Origin of the sequence: Massilia genomosp. 1 (assembly GCF_011682185.1) — a bacterium.
Lineage (GTDB): Bacteria > Pseudomonadota > Gammaproteobacteria > Burkholderiales > Burkholderiaceae_D > Telluria_A > Telluria_A rubra.
The window spans coordinates 1-21,085 of sequence record NZ_WHJF01000043.1; the positions used below are offsets into that span (position 1 = coordinate 1).

The following is a 21,085-nucleotide window of genomic DNA, read 5'->3' on the forward strand; positions in this document are numbered from 1 at the left end:
ATCGCCTACCTTCGCATGTCCAAGTTTAAAAACCTTCCGGCCAATCCACTACAACCAGCCGCCGCTCCGTTGCGATCTACCATCTACCGTGCCGGCTGTCCAGTTCCACTCAAAACGGCATAGAGCCACTAGTTGCCACCAGGCTTCAAAACCACCCCAACCGGGGTCTGAGCTCTGATTAGTAATTAGTTACCCAAAGAATGATGCCAGCGGCACTAATTGGGCGCGTTTTCGCAACGGCCCTATGAAGGCACGACGATCACGCCACATTTTTGGGGCAGCAAGCATGCCGAAATTCGATTCGCCACGCCGGATTGCACAATTAAATGCAAATCAGAGGTCAGACCCTAATGGCGTTAACTTAAGCTCCGTCCTTCCCGCGCAGGCGGGAATCCATAGCACCTTCGCTACTCATAGGTGCTATGGATTCCCGCCTGCGCGGGAAAGACGGTTTTTAGGTTTGTGACCAGAAAGCCGCTTAACTTAACGCCATCAAGGTCAGACCCCGGTGCGGGAGGATTGCCATCAAAGTAACTAGTTGCCAATTAAAGCTCTGACCCCGGTTGTAGGAATCGGGGAGAGCTTTGGCAGGTTTTTTAGGAAAGATCTTAGCTGCCGAGCTTTTCGGCAAGGATGGCGGAGACGCCGAGGAAAGCCGGGTAGTCGGCCGTAATCACGAACGTCGGCACTTGCGCCAGATAGTTGACGAAGCGCCCTTTCTGCTCGAAGCGGCTGCGGAAGCTCGAGCGCGCAAAGCGCTCGCCCAGCCTCGGCACGATCCCCCCACCTATATAGATACCACCCTGCGCCCCGAGCGTGACCGCGAGATTGCCCGCCACCGTGCCCAGCATGCCGCAGAACGCTTCGATCGCCTGGTCGCACAGGGTACACTCCCCCGCCAGCGCGCGCCGCGATATCTCGGGGGCGTCCAGCGCTTGCCCCGCTTGCCCCGTATGCTGCGCCAGCGCCCGGTAGATCAGTTCGATGCCGTCGCCGGACAGCAGCCGCTCCGCCGAGACATGCTCGTACTGGCGCCACGCAAACTGCAAAATCGCCACTTCGGTCTCGTTGGCTGGCGAAAACGTCACGTGCCCGCCTTCGCTCAGCAAGGCGGTCCAGCTCTCGCCCGCGGGAATCAGCCCCGATACGCCCAGCCCGGTTCCGGCGCCAACCAGCCCCAGCGGTGTGCGGGCGCGCGCCACGCCGCCGCCGACTTGCCGCTTCTGGCTGGCGGCCAGGTGCGGCAAGGCGCGTGCCAGCGCGGTGAAGTCGTTGACCACTTCCAGGGTCTCGAAGCCGCACTCGACCCGCAAGGCGGCAATCGAAAACTCCCAGTGATGATTGGTCATGCGCACCAGGTCGCCCGTGATCGGATTGGCAATCGCCAGCGCCGCGTGACGCAAGCCGTCCACCCCGGCCGCCACCACGGCGGGCGAGCCCAGATAGGCGCGCAAGGCATCGGCCAGGGTCGGGTAGTTGTCACACGGCAGCACGTCGATCAGGCCGACTTGCCCGGGAGCGGTTTCGAGCGCGAAGCGGGCGTTGGTGCCGCCAATGTCGGCCAGCAGGCGCGGGCCGTCAACATAGGAGGAAAGCGGGACAACAGGGTGCGGCGCGGTGGCGTGGTCGGTCATGGTGGCGATTGTTCTATGGACTCGCCAAGCTTAATGGATCACCTGCCCACGGCGCAAGCTTTCTTTGTAGTTATAGTACAGAGACGCCGAAAATTCCTGCCTTAAGGCGGGTTTTCACCTGCCCGGGCGTAGTATAGGTACGCGCGGCACTTGCGCAAGGGGCTTGGCGGCGGCTGTCAGCCGGCGTGGGCCGGGTACTGTTCGGGGTCGAGCGCGCGATGGGCATTCCACGCGTCCAGTCCGCCATGTAGGGGGCGCGCCAGCCGATAGCCGCGCGCGATCAGTTCCTTGGCGACTTGCGCGGCCGTGACGTCGTTCGGGCAGCTGCAGTAAACGACGATGTGGCGCTCCTTGTCGAGCAGGGCCACGAAGCTGTCCGGCGCGCTGGCGTTGTAGATCAGCGCGCCGGGCACGGCTTGTTCGAGCTGCTGGGCGGTGATGCTGCGCGCGTCGATGAGGATCGGCTGCTGCCCGCCGCGAATCAGCTGGGCCAGTTCGTTCATGCTGATGCGCTCGATCTGCATGCCCTGGCGGAAGCGGCGCCGTTCGATGTACTTGTACAGGACGAACAGTCCCAGCAAGGTCAGCAGGACCATCAGGGCGGTGCTGCCCATGTTTTCGAGCATGAGCAGCACCTTGTCGACGCTCTTGTGGAACAGGGCGCCGATGCCGATCCCGGTGCCGCTCCAGAGCAGGCTGCCGGTCATGCTGAAGGCCAGAAAGCGCGCCGTGCTCACGCCCAGCGCGCCGGACATGGGCGAGGCGATGATGTTGAAACCCGGAATGAACTTGGCGACCATCAGCGATTTGGGCCCGAAGCGCTTGAAGCGGTCTTCGGTCTGGCTGACGCAGTAGTCGGGCGAGAGTGAAATCTTGCACAGCAGCCGCAGGATGCGCTTGCCGTAGAAGCGGCCGGCGTTGAACCAGATCACGTCGCTGATCAGGCAGGCGCCGATGCTGACGGCCAGGCACACGCCCCAGCTCATCTCGCCGCCCACGGACAGGGCGCCGGCCACGATCAGGATCGGGAAGGCGGGAATCGGCATACCGATTTGTTCGACCAGCACGATGGCAAACACGATGAGCACACCGTAGAGCTGAAGCAATTCGATAAGATTGGGCATGCCGCTATCTTATCCCAAAACGCCCCGCGCTTCTCCCCCGAAGGTGGTATTCCAGCCCGGCGGCGGCAAACGATTGTGGCGATGCCCCCGCACGCGCGCCATCGGCGTGCGGATGTCATGCACCCGGGATCGCCGCCAGCAAGGCCTGGGTGTACGGATGCCGCGGATTGCGGTACAGCTCGTCCGAGTCGGCCATTTCGACCACGCTGCCGGCACGCATCACCATCACCCGGTCGGCCATGTACTTCACCACCGCCAGGTCGTGCGAGATAAAGATGTAACTCATGCGGTATTCATCCTGCAAGTCTTGCAGCAGGTTGAGCACCTGCGCCTGCACCGACACGTCCAGCGCCGACACCGATTCGTCGCACACCAGGATCTCGGGGCGCATGGTCAGGCAGCGCGCGATCGCGATGCGCTGGCGCTGTCCGCCCGAAAACGCGTGCGGATAGCGCTGCATGGCCTGCGCCGGCAGGCCGACCTTGTCGAGCAGTTGCAGGGCCATACCGACGCGCTCGCCGTCGCCCGCGCCGATGCGGTGGATGCGCATCGGTTCGAGCAATATTTGCCCGACCGTAAAGCGCGGATTGAGCGAGGCGTACGGGTTTTGGAACACGATCTGGATGCGCCGCTTGTAGGGCAGAAAATCGCGCGCCGGCATGCCGATCAGGTCCTTGCCGTCGAACATCGCCGTGCCGCCGCTGGCCTGGTGCAGGCGCAGCAAGGTCAGTCCGAGCGTGCTCTTGCCGGAGCCGGATTCGCCCACCACGCCGAGCGTCTTGCCGCGCGCCAGGGTGAACGAGACCTCGCTCACGGCGCGCAGCGCGCGCTGGCCGAACAGCCCCTCGCGCGTGTAAAAACACTTGCTCAGCTTGCGCACGACCAGCACTTCCTCGTCGCCGGCCGCGTAGCCGCGCGCGCGTTGCGCCCCGCCCGCCGCTTCCCGCGCGTCTGACGTGTGGGCCAGGTAATCGTCCAGCACCGGCAGGCGCAGCGGGCGCTGGTCCAGGCGCGGCCGGCAGTGCAGCAAGGCACGGGTGTACGCGTCAGCCGGATGGTCCAGCACCTGGCGCGCCAGGCCCTGTTCGCGCACTTCGCCGTGGCGCATCACGATCACATGGTCGGCAATCTCGCTCACCAGCGCCAGGTCGTGCGTGATGAACAGCACCGACATGGCGCGCTCCTTTTGCAAGCGGGCAATCAGCGCCAGGATCTGCTTCTGGATGGTGACGTCGAGCGCGGTGGTCGGCTCGTCGGCGATCAGCAGGGCCGGCTCGCAGGCGATCGCCATGCCGATCATCACGCGCTGCTGCTGGCCGCCGGACAACTGGCCGGGGTAGGCGTCGATTCTCCGCGCCGGGTCGGGCATGCCGACTTCGTCGAGCAAGGCCAGGGTGCGCACCCTGGCCGCTTTCGCGCTCATGCCCAGGTGCTGGCGCAGCACTTCGCCGATCTGGTAGCCCACCGTCAGCACCGGGTTGAGCGACGACATCGGCTCCTGGAAGATCATGGCGATGTCCTTGCCGCACAGGCGGCGCCGCCCGGCGCGCGGCAGCGCCAGCAGGTCGACCCCGTCGAACACGATGCGCGAGGACGGGTCGATGATGGTCGTTTCCGGCGCCAGCAAGCCCATCACCGCCAGCGAGCTGACCGACTTGCCGCTGCCGGACTCGCCCACCAGCGCCACGGTGGCATTGCGCGGCACCGAAAACGATACGCCGCGCACCGCCTCGACCGTATTGCGCTTGTCGATGCGGAAGGTAATGCGCAAGTTGTTTACTTCCAGCAGCATGCCGGCCTTTACTTGAGTTTCGGATCGAGCGCATCGCGCAGGGCGTCGGTCAACAGCGAAAACGCCGTCACCAGCAGCGCCATGGCGCTGGCGGCGGCGCTGAGCTGCCACCATTTTCCGAGGATCAGCTCGTTCTGCGCTTCGTTCAGCATGCTACCCCACGACACCACGCCGACCGGCACGCCGAAGCCGAGAAAACTCAGGATCACTTCGGCCTTGATGAAGCCGACCGCCAGGATCGACAGTTGCACCAGGGCCACGTGGCTGACGTTCGGGAAAATATGCGAAAACATCTTGCGCCAGTGCGAGGCGCCGATGGCGTCGGCCGCCAGCACATACTCGCGCCCTTTGTGCTTCATGTATTCGGCGCGGATCAGGCGGTACGGCCCGGTCCAGCCGGTCAGCCCCAGGATCAGCACGATGGTACTCACGCCCTTGTGCTGCAGTACGGCCGCCACCGCGAGGATCATCAGGATCGGGGGAATCGCGGTAAACACACTGTAGAACCAGTTGAACAGGTCGTCGACCGCGCCGCCGAAGTAGCCGGACAAGGCGCCGCCCACGGTGCCCAGCGCGACCGCCAGCAGCGCCGCCGCCAGCCCCACCACGATCGAGGTTTCGCCGCCCTTGATGGTTTTGAGCAGCACGTCGTGACCCCATTTGTCGGCCCCGAACGGCAAGCTGGCCAGGCGCGGCGGCGCCGGGGCGGTGATGGCCGCGCCCTGCGCGGCGATGATGGCGGCGATCTCGCCGGCCAGCGGGTCGAAGGCGTTCGCCGGCGCCGGCCCGCTGCGCGCCGCGCCGGCGCCCTCCCCCGGCGAGCGGTCCGCACCGATGAACGATGGCGGCGCGTAGCTGACGCCCACCTCGTCTTCCCAGCCGGCCGCGACCAGGCCCGTGCTTGAGAGCGCCAGCAGCGCCAGGAACAGCGCCACCACCGCCAGCGACGCCAAGGCCACGCGGTCGGCGCGCAGGCGCCGCATGGCCAGGGTCCACAGGCCCGCCGGGCGGCCCGGCCTCATGCGAGCTCAACGCGCGGATCGACCGCCTTGTACAGCAGGTCGGCCAGCAGGTTGAACACCATGGTGGCGGCCGCCACGTACACCGTAATGGCTTTGATCACCGGAAAATCGCTGCGCTCGACCGCCAGGATGACTTCGCGCCCGATCCCGGGAATGCCGAAAAAGCGTTCCAGCAGGAACGCGCCGATCAGCAGCGCCGGCAGGTTCGCCATCACGTGCGTGATGATCGGAATGGCGGCGTTGCGCAGCACATGCACCCACTTGATGCGGCGCTCGGACAAGCCCTTGGCGCGCGCCGTGCGCACATAGTCCTGCTGCACTTCGTCGAGCACGAAGCTGCGGTACAGGCGCAGGGTCGGTGCCACCGACACCGCCAGCCCGATCAGCACCGGCAGTGCCGCGTAGCGCAGCAGGTTGTCGCCCAGAGCGCTACCCCAGCCCTGCACCGGAAACAGCCCCAGCTTGTAAGCGAGCGCGTACTGGAAGGCGATGATGTACACCAGGATACTGACCGACATGCCGACCGTGCAGGCCAGCATCAGCGCGCGGTCGGTCAGCGAGCCGCGCACGAAGGCCACGGCCAGCGCCAGCGCGATCCCGGTCACGGTTTCGAGCACGGTCAGCGGGATCAGCACCGTCAGCGACGGCCCCAGCCGGCTGGCGATGATGCGCGACACCGGCTCGCCGGTGCTCCAGGCATTGCCGAAGTCAAAGGTCGCGATCTGCTTGACGAAGATCCACAGTTGCACCTGCAGCGGCTGGTCGGTGCCGAGCTGGCGCCGGATGTTCTCGATCTCGGCGGCGTCGGACATCTTGCCGGCGAGCAGATACGCCGGATCGCCGCCGATCCAGTTAAACAGGATAAACACCAGCAGCACGACGCCGGCCATGGTGGGCAGCATCTGCCACAGGCGGCGCAGGATATAGGCAAGCATAGTGGTGCGGTGCGGTCCTTTCCTGGTCGGCGTGGCGGCTTGTGGCGCAGGCCATGACGATAGCGCATTTCGGCCCCGCGTGGGGGTGGCGGGCGAACACGACCTTGGTTGCCGAGCAGAAAACAATCTTCGTTGACGGCAGACAACGGAGAACAATTCAAGTACAAATTTGTAGCGTGGGGAAACTGTTGTTTCGCTGCCAAACTAGCCCGTGTGTACATTGACAGTCAGACATTGAGATGTTGAGATGTGTGCGCTTGGAAAATGTTCTCACCAACTATTTCACAAGAAAACGAGAGACATCATGTATTTTTCGCCGATCTCAGCAAGCCTGTGCTGGGAATCGGGCACAAAGCGAAATATGCATGCAGATATAGAAGTTTTTAACATTGATACCCTCTGGAGTGACACATGTTTAGAAAAACCGTAATGGCGCACGCCGTCTCAGTGGCGCTCGCTTCGGCAGCATTCACCCTGGCCGCACCGGCCATGGCGCAAGACCCGTCAGGCCCGATTCAACGCGTTGAAGTGACCGGCTCGAGCATCAAGCGTGCCAGCGCCGAAACCGCTTCCCCGGTCCAGGTCATCACCGCCCAAGACATGGCCAAGTCCGGCAAGGGCACGGTCGCCGAATACCTCCAGACCCTGACCGCCGATGGCGCCGGTTCGCTGCCGACCGGCTTCGGCAACGGTTTTGCCGCCGGTTCGACCGCGATCTCGCTGCGCGGCCTCGGCGCCACCTCGACCCTGGTGCTGCTCAACGGCCGCCGCATGGCGCCGTTCGCGCGCGCCGACGATGGCCAGAAGAGCTTCACCGACCTGTCGACCATCCCGATGGAAGCGGTCGAGCGCATTGAAGTGCTGAAAGACGGCGCCTCCTCGACCTATGGCGCGGACGCGATTGCGGGCGTGGTGAACATCATCCTGCGCAAGGATTTCACGGGCTTGATCGCCAAGGGCACCCTCGGCCAGTCCAAATACAAGGATGGCGAAATGGCCAAGGGCTCGCTGACCTGGGGCAAGGGCAACCTGGAAGCCGACGGTTACAACGTGCTGGTCAACGCCGAGTACTACACCAACAACGAACTCAAAAACAAGGACCGCGCCGACCGCGCCTGGATCGGCCACGGCGACCTGCGTCCGTACGGCTATGCGATGGATACCCAGTTCGCTTCCGGCTACCTGGCGGGCAGCAACAATACCGGTGCCAGCCCGACCGGCTCGATCCGCAACCCGGCCAACAACACCTACGTCTCGCTGCCGGGCTGCGCGGCCCTGTCGGCAACCAAGAACAGCGATCCGCAAGGCGGCTGCCTGTGGCACCACGACCAGTTCCGCTCGATGCAGCCGCAGGTCGACGGCCTGAACCTGTACACGCGCGCCAGCAAAAAACTCGGCGACGACCTGCAGGTCTACGGCGAAGTCGGCTACTCGAAACGCGATACCTCGTTCACCCTGATTCCGGGCGAAATCACGCGCACCTATGCCGGCCCGCCGACGGCCGCCAACCCGACCGGCGTGACCAACTGGGGTTCGGGCGCCGGCACCACCATGCAACTGGCCGCCAACCACCCGCAAAACCCGTACGGCGTGCCGGTCCGGGTGCGCTATTCGGCCTTCGACGTCGGCCCGAGCGAGCGTTCGGTCAACAATGAATTCAACCGTCTGGTGGTCGGCCTGAAAGGCGCGGCCATGGGCTGGGATTTCGACACCTCCTACGTGCATTCGGAATCGAAGCTCGACCTCTTGTACAGCAACATGCTGAACCTGCGCGTGGTGCAGGCGGCGCTGGGCAATGCGGCCAGCCCGTACTTTCCGTACTACCTCGGTGACCAGGCCAGCAAGAACCCGGCGTCGCTGTACCAGGCCATGGTGCGCACGGCAACGTCGCATTCGACCACCAAGCTCGACATCGTCGATTTCAAGGCCTCGCGCGAGCTGTTCCAGCTGCCGGGCGGCGCCCTGGGCCTGGCCGTCGGCGCCGAACACCGCCGCGAAAAACTCGACAACCCCTCCCTGTCGGGCACCGAAGACGGCTCCATCAACTCGTCCTACGTGGCGGCCAAGGGCGAAGAGAAAATCTCGGCCGTGTTCGTTGAGGTCGCCGCGCCGGTGATCAAATCGGTGGAACTGTCGGCCGCGCTGCGTTACGACAAGTACACCAACTTCTCCTCGAGCACGCCGAAACTGGGCGCCAAGTGGACGCCGGTCAAGAGCTTCGCCCTGCGCGGCACTTATTCGGAAGGCTTCCGCGCGCCGGGCGCGGCCGAAGCGAGCGCCTCGTCGCGTTCGACCGGCACCGCCACCACGCGCGATCCGGTCCGTTGCCCGGGCGGCACCCCGGCAGCCGGCGGCGGCAGCGCCACCGATTGCTTGATTTCTCTCGCTGCGGTCAAGGTCGGCAACCCGGCCCTGAAACCGGAAACGTCCAAGGGCATGACGCTCGGCATGGTCTGGGATCCGCTCAACGATACCAGCCTGTCGGTCGACCTGTGGAAGATCAAGCGCAGCGACGAGATCAATCCGCTGCCGTACAACGAAGCGGCGGCCCTGCCGACCGCGGTGCGCGCCGATAACAACCTGGTGGTCGGCGGCGTGGCCATTCCGAACACCGGCACCATCCTGATTTCGAATGCGCCGTACCGCAATTCGAGCTTCACCGAAATCAAGGGCGTCGACGTCGACATCAAGCAGAAGTTCCGCCTCGGCGACTACGGCCGCGCCAACCTGGGCCTGACCTGGACCTACATCGATTCGTGGATCCGGGCCGAGTCGGCTACCGTCAAGTACCAGTACGCCGGCACCCACGGCAACTGCGACACCTCCAACTGCGCCGGTACGCCGAAGCAGAAGATCAGCTTCGTGGCCGGCTGGGACTGGAACGACCTGAACCTGACGGCCACCACCAACTACCGTTCGAAGATGAAGAACGTGGGCTTCGAAGGCGACCTGTGCGCATCGAAGTTCGCCAACGGCACCTCGGCGCCGAACTCGGAATGCACCCTGGCTTCATTCACCTCGACCGACCTGTCGGTGCGCTACAACGTGTCGAAGAACTTCCAGCTGTTCGGTTCGATCAACAATCTGTTCGACAAGGTCGCACCCCTCGATGCCTACACCTACGGCGGCATGAGCTACAACCCGATGGACGCCAGCGGCGCCATCGGCCGCTACTTCAAGGCTGGCGCGCGCTACCAGTTCTAGCCTGAAACGCGGGTGATCGCATGACCCGAGGGCGGTGCGCAGGCACTGCCCTTTTTCATGCGCGTCTTGTTCATATGTATAGACGCAGCGGGCGTTTGTGTTGCACCGCAGCAGACAATTCCCGCAGGAACATGCTTGCTGACTGGAAGCTTACTTTGCAATCAAGCTAAACAATTTATCTATTTTCGTTGTATTTCGATCAAACCCAATCTTGTTCGATTGACACCCGCAGTTCCTGATGATTCTATAGTCCCCTCTCACTTTTGGATGGAGTTGAACAGCATGATGAAGCCAACCGTATTATCCCTGTCGTTGGGCGCGATGTTTGCAGCCGGCGGCGGTTTTGCAGGCACGGCGTTCGCACAGGACGGCCAGCCAATGCAACGCGTCGAGATCACCGGATCGTCGATCAAGCGCATTCAAAGCGAAACCGCCAACCCGCTCTCCATCATCAAGGCTGACGAGTTCATCAAGCAGGGATTGACCACGGCCCAGGAAGCGCTCTCGCGCATTCCCTCGAACCAGAGCACCATGGGCAGCGGCAACGTCGTTGGCGGCAACAGCAGCGGCCTGCCGACCGGCGGCCAGGCCAGCGCCGACTTGCGCGGCCTGGGCGGCGACAAGACCCTGGTGCTGCTCAACGGCCGGCGCCTCGCCAACCACCCGTACGACAGCTCCAGCGTCGACCTGAACATGATTCCCCTGTCCGCCCTCGACCGGGTCGAAGTGCTGCGCGACGGCGCCTCGGCCATCTACGGCACCGACGCCATCGGCGGCGTGATCAACTTCATCACCAAGCGCTCCGTCACGACCACCACCATCACCGGCGAAATCGTGCGTCCACACAAGGACGGCGGCGATGAAAAGCGGGTCAACCTGTCCAGCGGCTTCGGCAACCTCGACAAGGACGGCTTCAACGTCTTCGGCGTCGTCGACTGGCACAAGCAAACCTCGATCAATTCGCAGCAGCGCGAATTCTCGAAAACCGGCATCGTGCCGAGCCGCGGCCTGAACCTCACTTCCGGCACCACCTTCCCCGGCAACTACTACGATGCGGGCGCCGACAAGTCCGGCAATCCGGGCTGGGCCAGCGGTTGCAATCCACCCTTTTCGGTACCGAACGCGGCCGGCATTTGCCGCCAGGATTACACGCGCCAGATCGACAGCATGCCCGACCAGGAGCAACTGGCCCTGTTCGCGCGCGGCAGCATGAAGCTCGGCGCCGACCACCTGGCCACCCTGGAATTCTTGCATTCGCAAAACGACGTGACCTCGCGCACCGCGCCGCCGCCGCAGACCGGCCTGATCTTGCCGAACACCAGCAAGTACTATCCGAAGACCGGGGTGTCCGGCCAGCCGCTGTCGGTCAACTGGCGTCCGACCGAAGCGGGCCAGCGCACCATCGATTCGACCGGCAAGGCCGACCGCCTGGTGCTCGGCATGGAAGGCTTGCTGGCGGGCTGGGATTACAAGGGCGGCCTGGCGCACTCGATTTCGAAGTCGAGCGAAGATTTTGTCAACGGTTACGTGGCCGACGCCTCGTTCGCGGCCGGCGTGGCCAATGGCATCCTCAACCCGTTCGCGCTGCAGGATGCGGCCGGCAAGGCTTACCTGGAAACGACCGCCCTGCGCGGGCGCGTCCAGAGCGCCGAAGTGAAGAACACCAGCTTCGACTTCAAGGCCAGCCGCGACATCATGGCCATGGGCGGCGGCCAGATGGCGGTGGCGGTGGGCACCGAGATCCGGCGCGAAACGGCCGACTTCAACGTCAACCGCGCGATCGCCTCGCAGGCGTCCAGCTCGGGCTTGTCGGGTTCGCTGTCGAAAACCGGTTCGCGCAATATCCAGGCCCTGTTCACCGAGCTGAACCTGCCGTTCACCAAGGAACTGGAAGTGCAGCTGGCGGCCCGTTACGACCGCTACAGCGACGTCGGCAACACCACCAACCCGAAAATCGGCCTGCGCTACCAGCCGACCCCGCAGTTGCTGGTGCGCGGTTCGGCCAGCACCGGCTTCCGCGCGCCGACCCTGTTCGAAAAGAACGGTCCGCCGTCGCGCAACGATACCAACGACAGCTACAGCGATCCGATCCTGTGCCCGGGCGGCAAGCCGCAGCCAGGCTCGAATCCGCTGCGCGATTGCGACCTGCAACAGTTCAAGCTGCAAGGCGGGAATATCAACCTGAAGCCGGAAAAATCGACGTCGTTCTCCTTCGGCGCCGTGATCGAGCCGATCCCGAGCGTGACGATCGCCGCCGACTACTGGAACATCCAGTTGAAAGACAAGATCGCCGCCCTGCCGGAGCAAACCATCTACGGCAACTACGCAAAGTACAAGGCCTTGTTCCTGCGTAATCCGGACGGCTCGCCGAACGCGATCGAAGACTTCCTCAACAACCTGGGCGAAGTCAAGACCGACGGCGTCGACCTGAGCGCCACCCTGCGCCTGCCGCGCACCAGCGTCGGCAACTTTACCGTGACGGTGGACGGCACCTACGTACACAAGTACGACTACCAGAACGAGCGCAATGGCGAGTTCATCCACAACGTGGGCCGCTACGCCGACATGGCGCCGGTGTTCCGCTGGCAGCACACCGCCGCGCTGAACTGGAGCAGCGGCCCGTGGGGCGCGACCCTGTCGCAATCGTTCAAGTCCGCGTACCAGGATCAGAACCAGGTCGATCCGGAGTTCAAGCACAAGGTCGAGGCCTACAGCCTGCTGAACCTGTCGGGCAGCTACAGCGGCATCAAGGGCCTGACCCTGACCGCCGGCCTGAAAAACCTGCTCGACGAACAGCCGCCGTTCTCGAACCAGGGCACCCTGTTCCAGAAGGGCTACGATCCGCGCTTCAGCGATCCGATCGGACGCGCGGTGTACCTGCGCGCCAGCTACGCGTTTTAAGCGTTCTTAGCCTTGTAGGCTGACCCAAAAACCGCCGGATGCGAGTCCGGCGGTTTTTTTCGTGCATCAGGGTCGCTTCGGCCTCGGCTTACGCGGTGCGCGCATGCGCTTTCCGTGTTCAGCGTCACGTTCCAGTTGCGCAATCGCCACGCGTCGCCAGCCGTTGCAAGGTGGCTGTGCCCATCCCGGCGCGCTCGGCTAACGTTTCCAGGGCCATCCCTTTGATAAGCCGTCGCTACCTGAGGCGCGCGGTCAGCTCTTCACGAATCTCTTTTTCGGTTGCCAGCGAAAATTCCAACATTGATCACCCTCCATGCCGCAAGCCTCGCGGCCGGATCTGACAAGCGATCTTCCCAAATATCATTTTTGATCTGTAAAAAGCCAATTTTCACGATAAGACATCGATTTTGATATTTTGTTCTGCACACGTCCCTCCTCGGACATTTTCCGACAAGCGATGCAGCACTTGCGCTACATCAGCGATCTCATTCTCCATTGCGCCATACTAAAAGATTCCCATGCCCGGACCGTGACCATGCTGACCCTGAAAATTGGCGCCGCCCGCGATGGCGACGTGATCATCGCGGGCGCCGGCCCGGCGGGCGCATCGGCTGCCGCCCATCTGGCCGACGCCGGCTTTTCCGTCATCCTGATCGACCACCAGCAATTCCCGCGCGATAAAGTCTGCGGCGACTTCGTCGGCCCGGCCGCCCTGCTCGAACTGCACAGCCTGGGCATCGCCGGGCTGCCCGCGTTCCGGCAAACCAATATCATCGACGAGGCCGCGCTATACCTGAACGGGCGCCACCTGATCACCCATCCCATCCCGCGCATGCCCGGCATGCCCGCGCATGGACGGGTCATCGAACGCAAGGCGCTCGACCAGTGGATCCTTGAACGGGCGCGCGCCGCCGGCGCCCGGGTGATCGAAAACACCCGCGTGCAAGGCTTCGCGATCGAGCCCGACGGCGTGTGCGTGAGCCTCAAAGGCCCGGCCGGGCCGGCCACCCTGCGCGCGCAAGCCCTGATCGGCGCCGACGGCAGCAGTTCGGTGGTGGCGCGCCTGCTGCGCGGCCACGCCGTGCCGGACCGCAACCGCATCATCGCCATGCGCGGCTACCTGGACGGCTTGCCGGACACGGGCAAGCGCTGCGACCTGTACTTTTCCAACGACACTTTCCCCGGCTATTACTGGCTGTTCCCCACCGGCCCGCACTCGGCCAATGTCGGCATCGGCATGGTGCGCGAAACCCTGCCGCGCAATGAGGAACACCTGCGCCAGCTGATGCTCGGCCTCATCTCAAGCGACCCGGCCTTGCGCGCACGCCTCGGCGGCGCGCAACTGCGCGCTGCGCTGGTCGGCTGGCCGCTGACCACTTACGACGCCGCCCTGCCCTGCGTGGGCGAACGCGTGCTGCTGGCGGGCGACGCCGCCGGCCTGATCAACCCGCTCAATGGCGAAGGCATCCAGTACGCCATGCTGAGCGGGCGCTGGGCCGCCGAAACCCTGCTGGCGGCGCGCGCGCGCAACGACTTTTCGCAGCCCGGCCTGCTGCCCTACGCGCAGCGCATCGAACGCGAGCTGCGTTTCGACATGGCGCTGGCGCGTCTGCTGGTGCAACTGATCCGCAACCGCCACCTGACCCCGGTGTGGCTCGAAGCCTTGCACATCATCGTGGCGCGCGCCCGCGTCGACCCGGGCTATGCCGAGATCACCGGCGGGGTGCTGGCCGGGCTGGTGCCGGCACGCCGCGTGCTGGGCGCCGACATCGTGCGCAAGAGCGCCGTGCAGGCGCTGCTGTCGTTGGCCGGGATGGGGGCCAAGCACCTGCTGCGCGGGCGCGCCCATTGCGTGCGCATCGGCCTGCAAACCGGCACGGCGGCGGCCGCCGTGGCCGTGTCGATGGCGGCCGATCCGCGCGCCGCGCTGGCCTGGGGCATGGGGGTGGCCGGCAGCGCGCTGGAGCTGGGCGGCGGCATGGCCGGCGCGCTGCTGCGGCCCGCGGCCGAGGCGCCCTTGCCGATCGAAGCCGCTTACAAATCGCGCTCGATCATGTAAAGCACCACCTCGCGCAGGAAGCGCTTGTGCTCGGAGTCGGGCAGCGCGCCCAAATGCAGGTCGAATTCGTGCAGGGCCGCGCCGGCCAGCTGGCGCGCGCTGCTGCGCGCATGGGCGATGCTGTCGTACTTGTCCATCGTGGCGCGCAGCCAATCGACCTCGGCTTGCCGGCGCGCGGCGCGCGGCACCGACAAGAAATCCCGGATGCGTTGCTTCTCGCCGTCGCTGGCATGCCCGACGGTGTGGATCAGCATCAGGGTGCGCTTGCCTTCCCAGAGATCGCCATTGATTTCCTTGCCGTACTTGCCCTCGTCGGCGGCGAGGTTGAGGATATCGTCCTGGATCTGGAACGCCGCCCCCATGTAATAGCCGAAGCGGTCGAAGCGTTCGGGCGCGATGGCCCCGCCGCCGGCGACCAGGGCGCCGATGCGCAGCGGATGCATGCAGGTGTACCAGCAGGTTTTCTTGAGCACCATGCGCAGGTAGTCTTCTTCGCTCAGCTCGGCCACGTTGTCGCGCACCCAGCCCAGTTCCAGCGCCTGGCCTTCCACCGTCTGGCACACCATGTGTTCGATCTCGTTGACGATGCGCCAGGTCAGCTGCGGACCGACGATGCCCAGGTTGTTGAGCAGCAGGCGGATGCACAGCACCTGCATGGCGTCGCCCACATTGAGCGCGACCGCCAGGCCCTGGTCGGCCTGCAGGGTGGGCAGTCCGCGCCGGCTTTCGCTGCCGTCTTCGATGTCGTCGTGGATCAGGAAGGCATTGTGGTACAGCTCGATGGCGACGGCCGACTCGAGCACCCGCCGCACCTCGCCGCCAAACGCGCAGCAGGCGGCGATGCACAGCGCCGGGCGCAAGCCTTTGCCCGAGCGCAGCGGATACACCGGCAGCAGATCATACAGATAGCGCCGCGGCTCCTTGCTGGGCAGGTATTCCAGCAGGCGCGCCATGGTGAACTCCTTGTAGCGCGCCAGGCTGGCCTCGACAAAACGGGAACGCCCGGCCGCCTCACTCACCGGGCGACTCGACCCGCACGGTGAGCACGGCGCGCACCTGGTCCAGCTGGCTGGCCAGCAGCAACCCGGAATAGGTGCCGGGCGCCGCATCGGGCGGCACGCTGACGGTAATGTGTACCGTGGCCGAGGCATGCGCGGGGATGGACAAGGCCTCCGGCGCGAAGCCGACCTGGACCGCCGCAAGACGGGCGCCGCTTTCGCTGAGCAGGTCGGAGCAGTGGAAGCGCAAGGTCGCGGTCGGCACATCGGCCGCGTTTTCCAGGGTCATCGGCACGCTGAGCGAGCCGCCCGGCGCGATCGGCTGCGGCATGGTGAGCGATGCGGCGCCGCCGCCTTGTTTCGGCGCCGCCGCGCCGGGGCGCACCGTGACCACCCGCTCCGACAGCGCGCCCAGCGAATTGCTGGCCAAGACCACCATGTCGAGCAGGATGTCGACCACCTCGTGCGCATCGCGGCGAAAGCGCTGCATGACGTCGGCGGGGTCGCCGGCACGCAGTTTTTCCACGTCCACGAAACGCATTTCGACCCGTTTGGCGGCGGCCACGCCGAGGGCGATTTCCTCTTCCAGGGTCGAGGCGGCCTGCTGCACGATGCGCGAGGTGGTTCCGGCCATGCGCATCAGGTAATCGAGTTCGGCCCGGCTCATGCTGATGTTGTCGCTTTCATTGCTTGGCATTGCTCACAGCTCCTGATGAGGGTGATAACGGTTGTAAAGACGGGATGATCGGGCCTCGCCTGCGACCTCAGCCCGGTACCGGTGTCGGCGTCGGTGGATCGTCGCGGCAAGCGAACAGGCGCGTGGTGCCGCGCACCGAGATGCTGGCAAACGGGTTGCCGAACACCTCGATGCCGATGGTGTAGTCGCTGCGCGCGCAGATCGGTTCGCACACGGTGATGCACAGCGGTACCGGCTCGCGCGCGACCAGCTGCATGTTCATGCTGACCTGGAGCGGACGCTGCGGGTCGCTTGAGAGCATCACGTTGGCCGGCGCCGGCTCGAACGAGATCGAGACCGGGCACGGCTTGTCGAGTTTGAAAGTGTGTTCGAGCCGGGCCGATTGTTCCGGCCAGGACACGATCGAGACGGTTTGTTCGGGCATGACGGTTCTCCTTACAGGGTAAAGTTCAGGTTGCGGAGCGCGCGGCGCCGGCCAGTTCGCGCGGCAGGGCGAACACCACATGTTCGCGCACGCCGGGCCGGTTGAGCACCGGGCCGGCGCCCCACTCTTCCAGGCGCGCCACCACCTGCGCGAGCAGGACTTCGGGGGTCGAGGCGCCGGAGGTGATGCCGACGCAGCGCCGGCCCTCGAACCACGCGCGCTGCAACTGGTCGGCGTGATCGATCAGATGGGCGTCCACTTGCTGCTGGGCGGCGATCTCGCGCAGGCGCTGCGAATTGGCGCTGGCGGGCGAACCGATCACCAGGATCAGGTCGCAGGTGGCGGCCAGTTCCTTGACCGCCGACTGGCGGTTCTGGGTGGCGTAGCAAATGTCTTCCTTGCGCGGGCCGAGCAGCGCCGGAAAGCGTGCTTGCAGCGTTTCCAGGATCGGCTTGATGTCGTCGATCGAAAACGTGGTCTGGGTGGCGTAGGCCAGGCGCGTGCCGTCCTGCACCTGGAGCCGCGCGGCTTGCTCGGGGTTGCCGACGACATAGATGGCGCGTGCGCCCGCGCCGCTGTAGTGGCCGAGCGTGCCGATGATTTCGGGATGGCCTTCGTGGCCGATCAGCACCACTTCGCGGCCGGCGCGCGCGTGGCGCGCCACTTCCATGTGTACCTTGCCGACCAGCGGACAGGTGGCGTCGAACACGTGCAGGCCGCGCTGGCGCGCCTCGGCCGCGACCTCGGGCGCAATCCCGTGCGCGCTGAACACCACGACGCTGTGCGCGGGCACCTGCGCCAGTTCCTCGACGAAGACCGCGCCGCGCTCGCGCAGCCCAGCGACCACATGGCGGTTATGCACGATTTCGTGGCGCACGTAGACCGGCGCGCCGAACACGTCGAGGGCGCGTTCGACGATCTCGATGGCGCGCTCGACCCCGGCGCAAAAGCCACGCGGATTGGCCAACACGATTTGCATACATCCTCCGCAAGGGGAAATGGATCAGTCCGCTTTAGAGCTTACGTGCGCGAGGCCGGGCGAGCTTGCGCCAGATCAAGCTGATGATATTTCGCAAACACAAACGCCCAAGAAAAAACCCCACCGGACACGAAGTCCGGCGGGGTTTTTAACGCCCTACAAGTTTCTTACAACAGTACGCGATGGCTGTCTGTCAACCGCCGCGCACGGCGGCAATTACAGGAACTTGTAGTTCAGACGTGCGTAGAACGTGCGACCGAGCGGGTTGGTGAACGAGGCGTCGTAACCGACCTGGAAATTGGCGCCGTTACGCGACGATGGTGGATCTTCGTCGGCGATGTTCTTGATACCGAAGGTCATGCTCACGTTTTTCATCGGTTTCCAGCCAACGGTGGCATCGAAGGTCGAGTAGTTGCCAACCTTGCGCAGCTCCGGGTAGGTCGCGGCGATCAGCGACGGATCGGTGTAGTCCCAATAACCTTTGGTGTAATTGTGGGTGAGCGAACCGGTCCATTGGCCAACGCCGTAGGTCAGGCCCAGGGTGTGGCGATAACGTGGGGTCGGGCCGAAATCCTTGAAGTTGCCCAGGTCGCTGACTTCCTTTTCGCCTTCATACTGATAGCCATGCTTGGTATAGTAAGTCGAATCGTAGTTCGCACCCAGGGTGCCCATGTCACCGAACTTCTGGCGATAATTCAGGTTCAGATCGACACCGGCCGCATAGAACTTACCGGTGTTTACACGTGGCAGGGCCACGTAAGCAAGCGGGAAGTCCTTGTTGGCATTGGCTTTATAAGGCAGATCAATGCCGCCTACAGGCACTGGAGGTGGTGGCAATTTATTGAGCTCCGCCAACTCCTTATCATCCTCATACTTCTTCTGGATTTTCGGGTCGTAGCGATAGAACTGGCCCAGATTGGCCACCGGATCGCCGAACACCGTGTTTTCGGACATGGCGTTGATCGATTTATCGATCTTGACGTTCCAGTAATCGAGCGAGCCGCTAATGGTCGACGTTGGCTGGAATACGAGGCCCAGGGTGTACTGTTTCGATTTCTCAGGCTTGAGATCCGGGTTGCCGCTGTTCTGGGTAGTCAACTGAACAGAGCACTCGTCCTGCAAGGCGCCGACCTTGTTCACACTGCTTACTTCCACGCCGTTCGGGCAGCGCACCGGGTCGTTAAAGTTCGACGAGGTGTTGTTCAGCGCCTTCGGATTGAGGTTATCGACCAGGGTCGGTGCGCGGAAACCGCGCGCCACCGAACCGCGCGCCATGATCATGGTGCTCGGGCGATAGGTGAAGCCAAGTTTCGGGCTCAGGTTGTCGAACTCGGTGCCGAAACCATTCTTGTACTTGTCGTAGCGCGCGGCAGCGGTCAGTTCCAGGTCCTTGACGACCGGAACCACGACTTCGGAGAACAGGCCGAACACTTTGCGGTCGCCAGTCACGCCAGGAATTTCGCCCGCGCCGCCAACCTCGTCACCTTTACGCAGCACTTCCGACGACACCTGGGTCAGCTCTTCCTTGCGGAACGAGGTGCCGACCGAGAAGCCAACCGCGCCGGCCGGCAGGTTGAAAATTTCTTTGGACATTTTGAAATCGAACTCTTTCGAGATCGAGCTACCGCCATTTTCAAAGCCGCTCAGCTGCGAACCGAGCAAAGCCGCCAGGCTGGCCGCATCTTGCGTACCGAACACGTTGATTTCGCCTTTGGCGAGCAAGGGGTCGAGCTTGGCGTAGCTGAACTTGCCCGGACCGAACTGGATCTCCACTTCGTTCTTGCCGTAAGTGAGGGCGGTCTCGTAATCCCAGCCCGCGACCATCCCCTTGGCGCCGACCACGACGCGGGTGTTCTCGGTCTTGGTCAGGTCGTTACGGCCGCCACCGGCGACGGTACGCCAGGTGCCGCCGATGCTGCCGGTCGGCACCACATCCATGTCGGCGGCAAGTTCGGTGTCGGCGGTTGTGACGGTACCGTTCGGCATTTTGTAGCCAGCCGGGAGTTTCAGCCCCTTGGGCAGTTTGATGGTCGCCGGATAGAAGCGGCCCGTGGCCGGATACTTCATGGGCTTGGTGTACGGCGCCGGCGACGCCGCCGCGATCATCTTGTCCTTGGTGTAGGCCGCTTCGGCGAACAGTTCCAGGCTGTCGCTGACCTTGAACACGCCACGTGTGACGATGTTGTCGTGCTTGGCTTCAGGAACCAGGTCGATGTACTTGACGTAGTCGGTGCCGCAGCCTTTTTCGCTGTTGACCACGAGGCTGAATTCGTCGTTCTTGCAACCGTTGTAGCGGAAAGGATTCACGCCCACATATTCGTTGCCGAGCTTGTCGGTGAAGTTCAGGTTGGGCACGCCGTTACGTGGCGACGACTTGTTGATGCCCAGGTCGGGCCGCACGGAGGTGGTCGAGAAGCTGCGGTCGGACGCGCGCAGTTTGTCGTTCTCTTCGTGGTTGGCGCTGACCAGCACGTTGAAGCGGTCGGTCGCGATATCGCCGAAGCCGGCCGTGATGTTAAAACTCTTGGTGTTGCCGCCACCCTGGTCGACGTGGGTCTTGTAGGCGGACATTTCCACGCCCTTGTAATCCTTGCGCAGGATGAAGTTGATCACGCCGGCCACCGCATCGGCGCCGTACACGGCCGAGGCGCCGTCGCGCAGTACTTCGATGCGTTCGATGGCCGACAGCGGGATCGAATTCAAGTCGACCGGGTTGTTGCCGACCGCATAGTTGGCCACGCGGCGGCCGTTCAGCAGCACCAGCGTGTAACGGGCGCCCAGGGCGCGCAGGTTGGCGGTCGACGGCACGCCGGAAGCGCCGACGTTGTTGGCGGTGACGCCGCCGCCGAAGTTACCGGGAATCAGGTTGACGAGGTCTTGGGCGGAGGTGGCGCCGGTGCGCTCGATGTCTTCGCGTTTAAGGATGGTGACAGGCAGCGCGGTTTCAGCGGCAACGCGTTTGATCGACGAGCCGGTGATCTCGACGCGCTGCATCGAATTGTCCTGGGAAGCGGTCTGGGCGACGGCTGGCAATGCCGCAAGGCCGAGGCCGACTGCGATACCGCCCGAAAAGACCAGGCGCAGTGAACGCGATAAAACGGTTTCTGTCATCATGTGTGAATCCCTTTGATTTTATATAATATTAGTATTAACACCATCTCTTTTGGAGGGTGCATCAATTTAAGTAGCGAACCTCGCGGTGCCACGTGCCGGATCGCGGACAGGTGCCGGTGCAAGGTACAACAGCCGAGTTCTTGGTCTTGCTGTCTCCGTCGGCTGAAACTTCTTCACTTCGCTTAAAGCGACTTTCTCCAAC

At 64.0% G+C, this 21,085-nt stretch carries 13 protein-coding genes; 3 read left to right on the top strand and 10 right to left on the bottom strand.

Going from position 1 to position 21,085, the window contains the following annotated elements; genetic code table 11:
* Positions 1-608 precede the first annotated feature (608 nt).
* The 5 genes from F1735_RS17070 to F1735_RS17090 all read right to left on the bottom strand — a co-directional run bounded on the left by F1735_RS17070 (position 609) and on the right by F1735_RS17090 (position 6,507).
* The gene (locus F1735_RS17070) at positions 609-1,634 is read right to left on the bottom strand and encodes a glucokinase (RefSeq protein WP_167238042.1); all 1,026 of its coding nucleotides are present in this window, start codon (positions 1,632-1,634) and stop codon (positions 609-611) included.
* Between the two features lie 176 nt (positions 1,635-1,810).
* Positions 1,811-2,758, bottom strand: a complete 948-nt coding sequence (locus F1735_RS17075) for a VTT domain-containing protein (protein ID WP_167238043.1) — start codon at positions 2,756-2,758, stop codon at positions 1,811-1,813.
* A 115-nt stretch (positions 2,759-2,873) separates the two neighbouring features.
* Positions 2,874-4,550, bottom strand: coding sequence for an ABC transporter ATP-binding protein (locus tag F1735_RS17080; RefSeq protein WP_167238044.1), 1,677 nt, complete (start codon positions 4,548-4,550; stop codon positions 2,874-2,876).
* Between the two features lie 8 nt (positions 4,551-4,558).
* Positions 4,559-5,572 (bottom strand): ABC transporter permease, encoded by a 1,014-nt coding sequence (locus tag F1735_RS17085; protein WP_167238045.1) that lies wholly within the window; start codon positions 5,570-5,572, stop codon positions 4,559-4,561.
* Complete coding sequence (locus F1735_RS17090; RefSeq protein ID WP_167238046.1) at positions 5,569-6,507, bottom strand: ABC transporter permease; 939 nt, start codon at positions 6,505-6,507, stop codon at positions 5,569-5,571. Before F1735_RS17090 ends, F1735_RS17085 begins: the two co-directional genes overlap by 4 nt.
* 411 nt (positions 6,508-6,918) lie before the next feature.
* On the opposite strand from F1735_RS17090, the gene F1735_RS17095 reads away from it, so the two are divergent.
* The 3 genes from F1735_RS17095 (at position 6,919) to F1735_RS17105 (ending at position 14,671) form a co-directional block, all read left to right on the top strand.
* Positions 6,919-9,711 carry a TonB-dependent receptor gene (locus F1735_RS17095; protein WP_222853006.1) on the top strand — a complete coding sequence of 931 codons (2,793 nt, stop codon included), beginning with the start codon at positions 6,919-6,921 and terminating at the stop codon, positions 9,709-9,711.
* 282 nt (positions 9,712-9,993) lie between these two features.
* Positions 9,994-12,612, top strand: coding sequence for a TonB-dependent receptor (locus F1735_RS17100; protein WP_167238047.1), 2,619 nt, complete (start codon positions 9,994-9,996; stop codon positions 12,610-12,612).
* 535 nt (positions 12,613-13,147) lie between these two features.
* Positions 13,148-14,671, top strand: a complete 1,524-nt coding sequence (locus F1735_RS17105) for an NAD(P)/FAD-dependent oxidoreductase (protein WP_167238048.1) — start codon at positions 13,148-13,150, stop codon at positions 14,669-14,671.
* Here the strand turns inward: F1735_RS17105 and F1735_RS17110 are convergent.
* The 5 genes from F1735_RS17110 to F1735_RS17130 all read right to left on the bottom strand — a co-directional run bounded on the left by F1735_RS17110 (position 14,647) and on the right by F1735_RS17130 (position 20,883).
* On the bottom strand, positions 14,647-15,690 hold the full coding sequence (locus F1735_RS17110) for a polyprenyl synthetase family protein (RefSeq protein ID WP_222853007.1): 1,044 nt from the start codon (positions 15,688-15,690) through the stop codon (positions 14,647-14,649). The genes F1735_RS17105 and F1735_RS17110 overlap by 25 nt on opposite strands.
* Positions 15,683-16,366, bottom strand: a complete 684-nt coding sequence (locus F1735_RS17115) for a COG1470 family protein (RefSeq protein WP_167238049.1) — start codon at positions 16,364-16,366, stop codon at positions 15,683-15,685. Before F1735_RS17115 ends, F1735_RS17110 begins: the two co-directional genes overlap by 8 nt.
* Before the next feature lie 67 nt (positions 16,367-16,433).
* Positions 16,434-16,790, bottom strand: a complete 357-nt coding sequence (locus F1735_RS17120) for a hypothetical protein (protein ID WP_167238050.1) — start codon at positions 16,788-16,790, stop codon at positions 16,434-16,436.
* A gap of 25 nt (positions 16,791-16,815) precedes the next feature.
* Positions 16,816-17,769 (bottom strand): 4-hydroxy-3-methylbut-2-enyl diphosphate reductase, encoded by a 954-nt coding sequence (gene ispH, locus F1735_RS17125; protein ID WP_167238051.1) that lies wholly within the window; start codon positions 17,767-17,769, stop codon positions 16,816-16,818.
* A gap of 216 nt (positions 17,770-17,985) precedes the next feature.
* Positions 17,986-20,883: a TonB-dependent receptor plug domain-containing protein gene (locus F1735_RS17130; RefSeq protein WP_167238052.1), complete on the bottom strand. Its 2,898-nt coding sequence runs from the start codon at positions 20,881-20,883 to the stop codon at positions 17,986-17,988.
* Positions 20,884-21,085 lie beyond the last annotated feature (202 nt).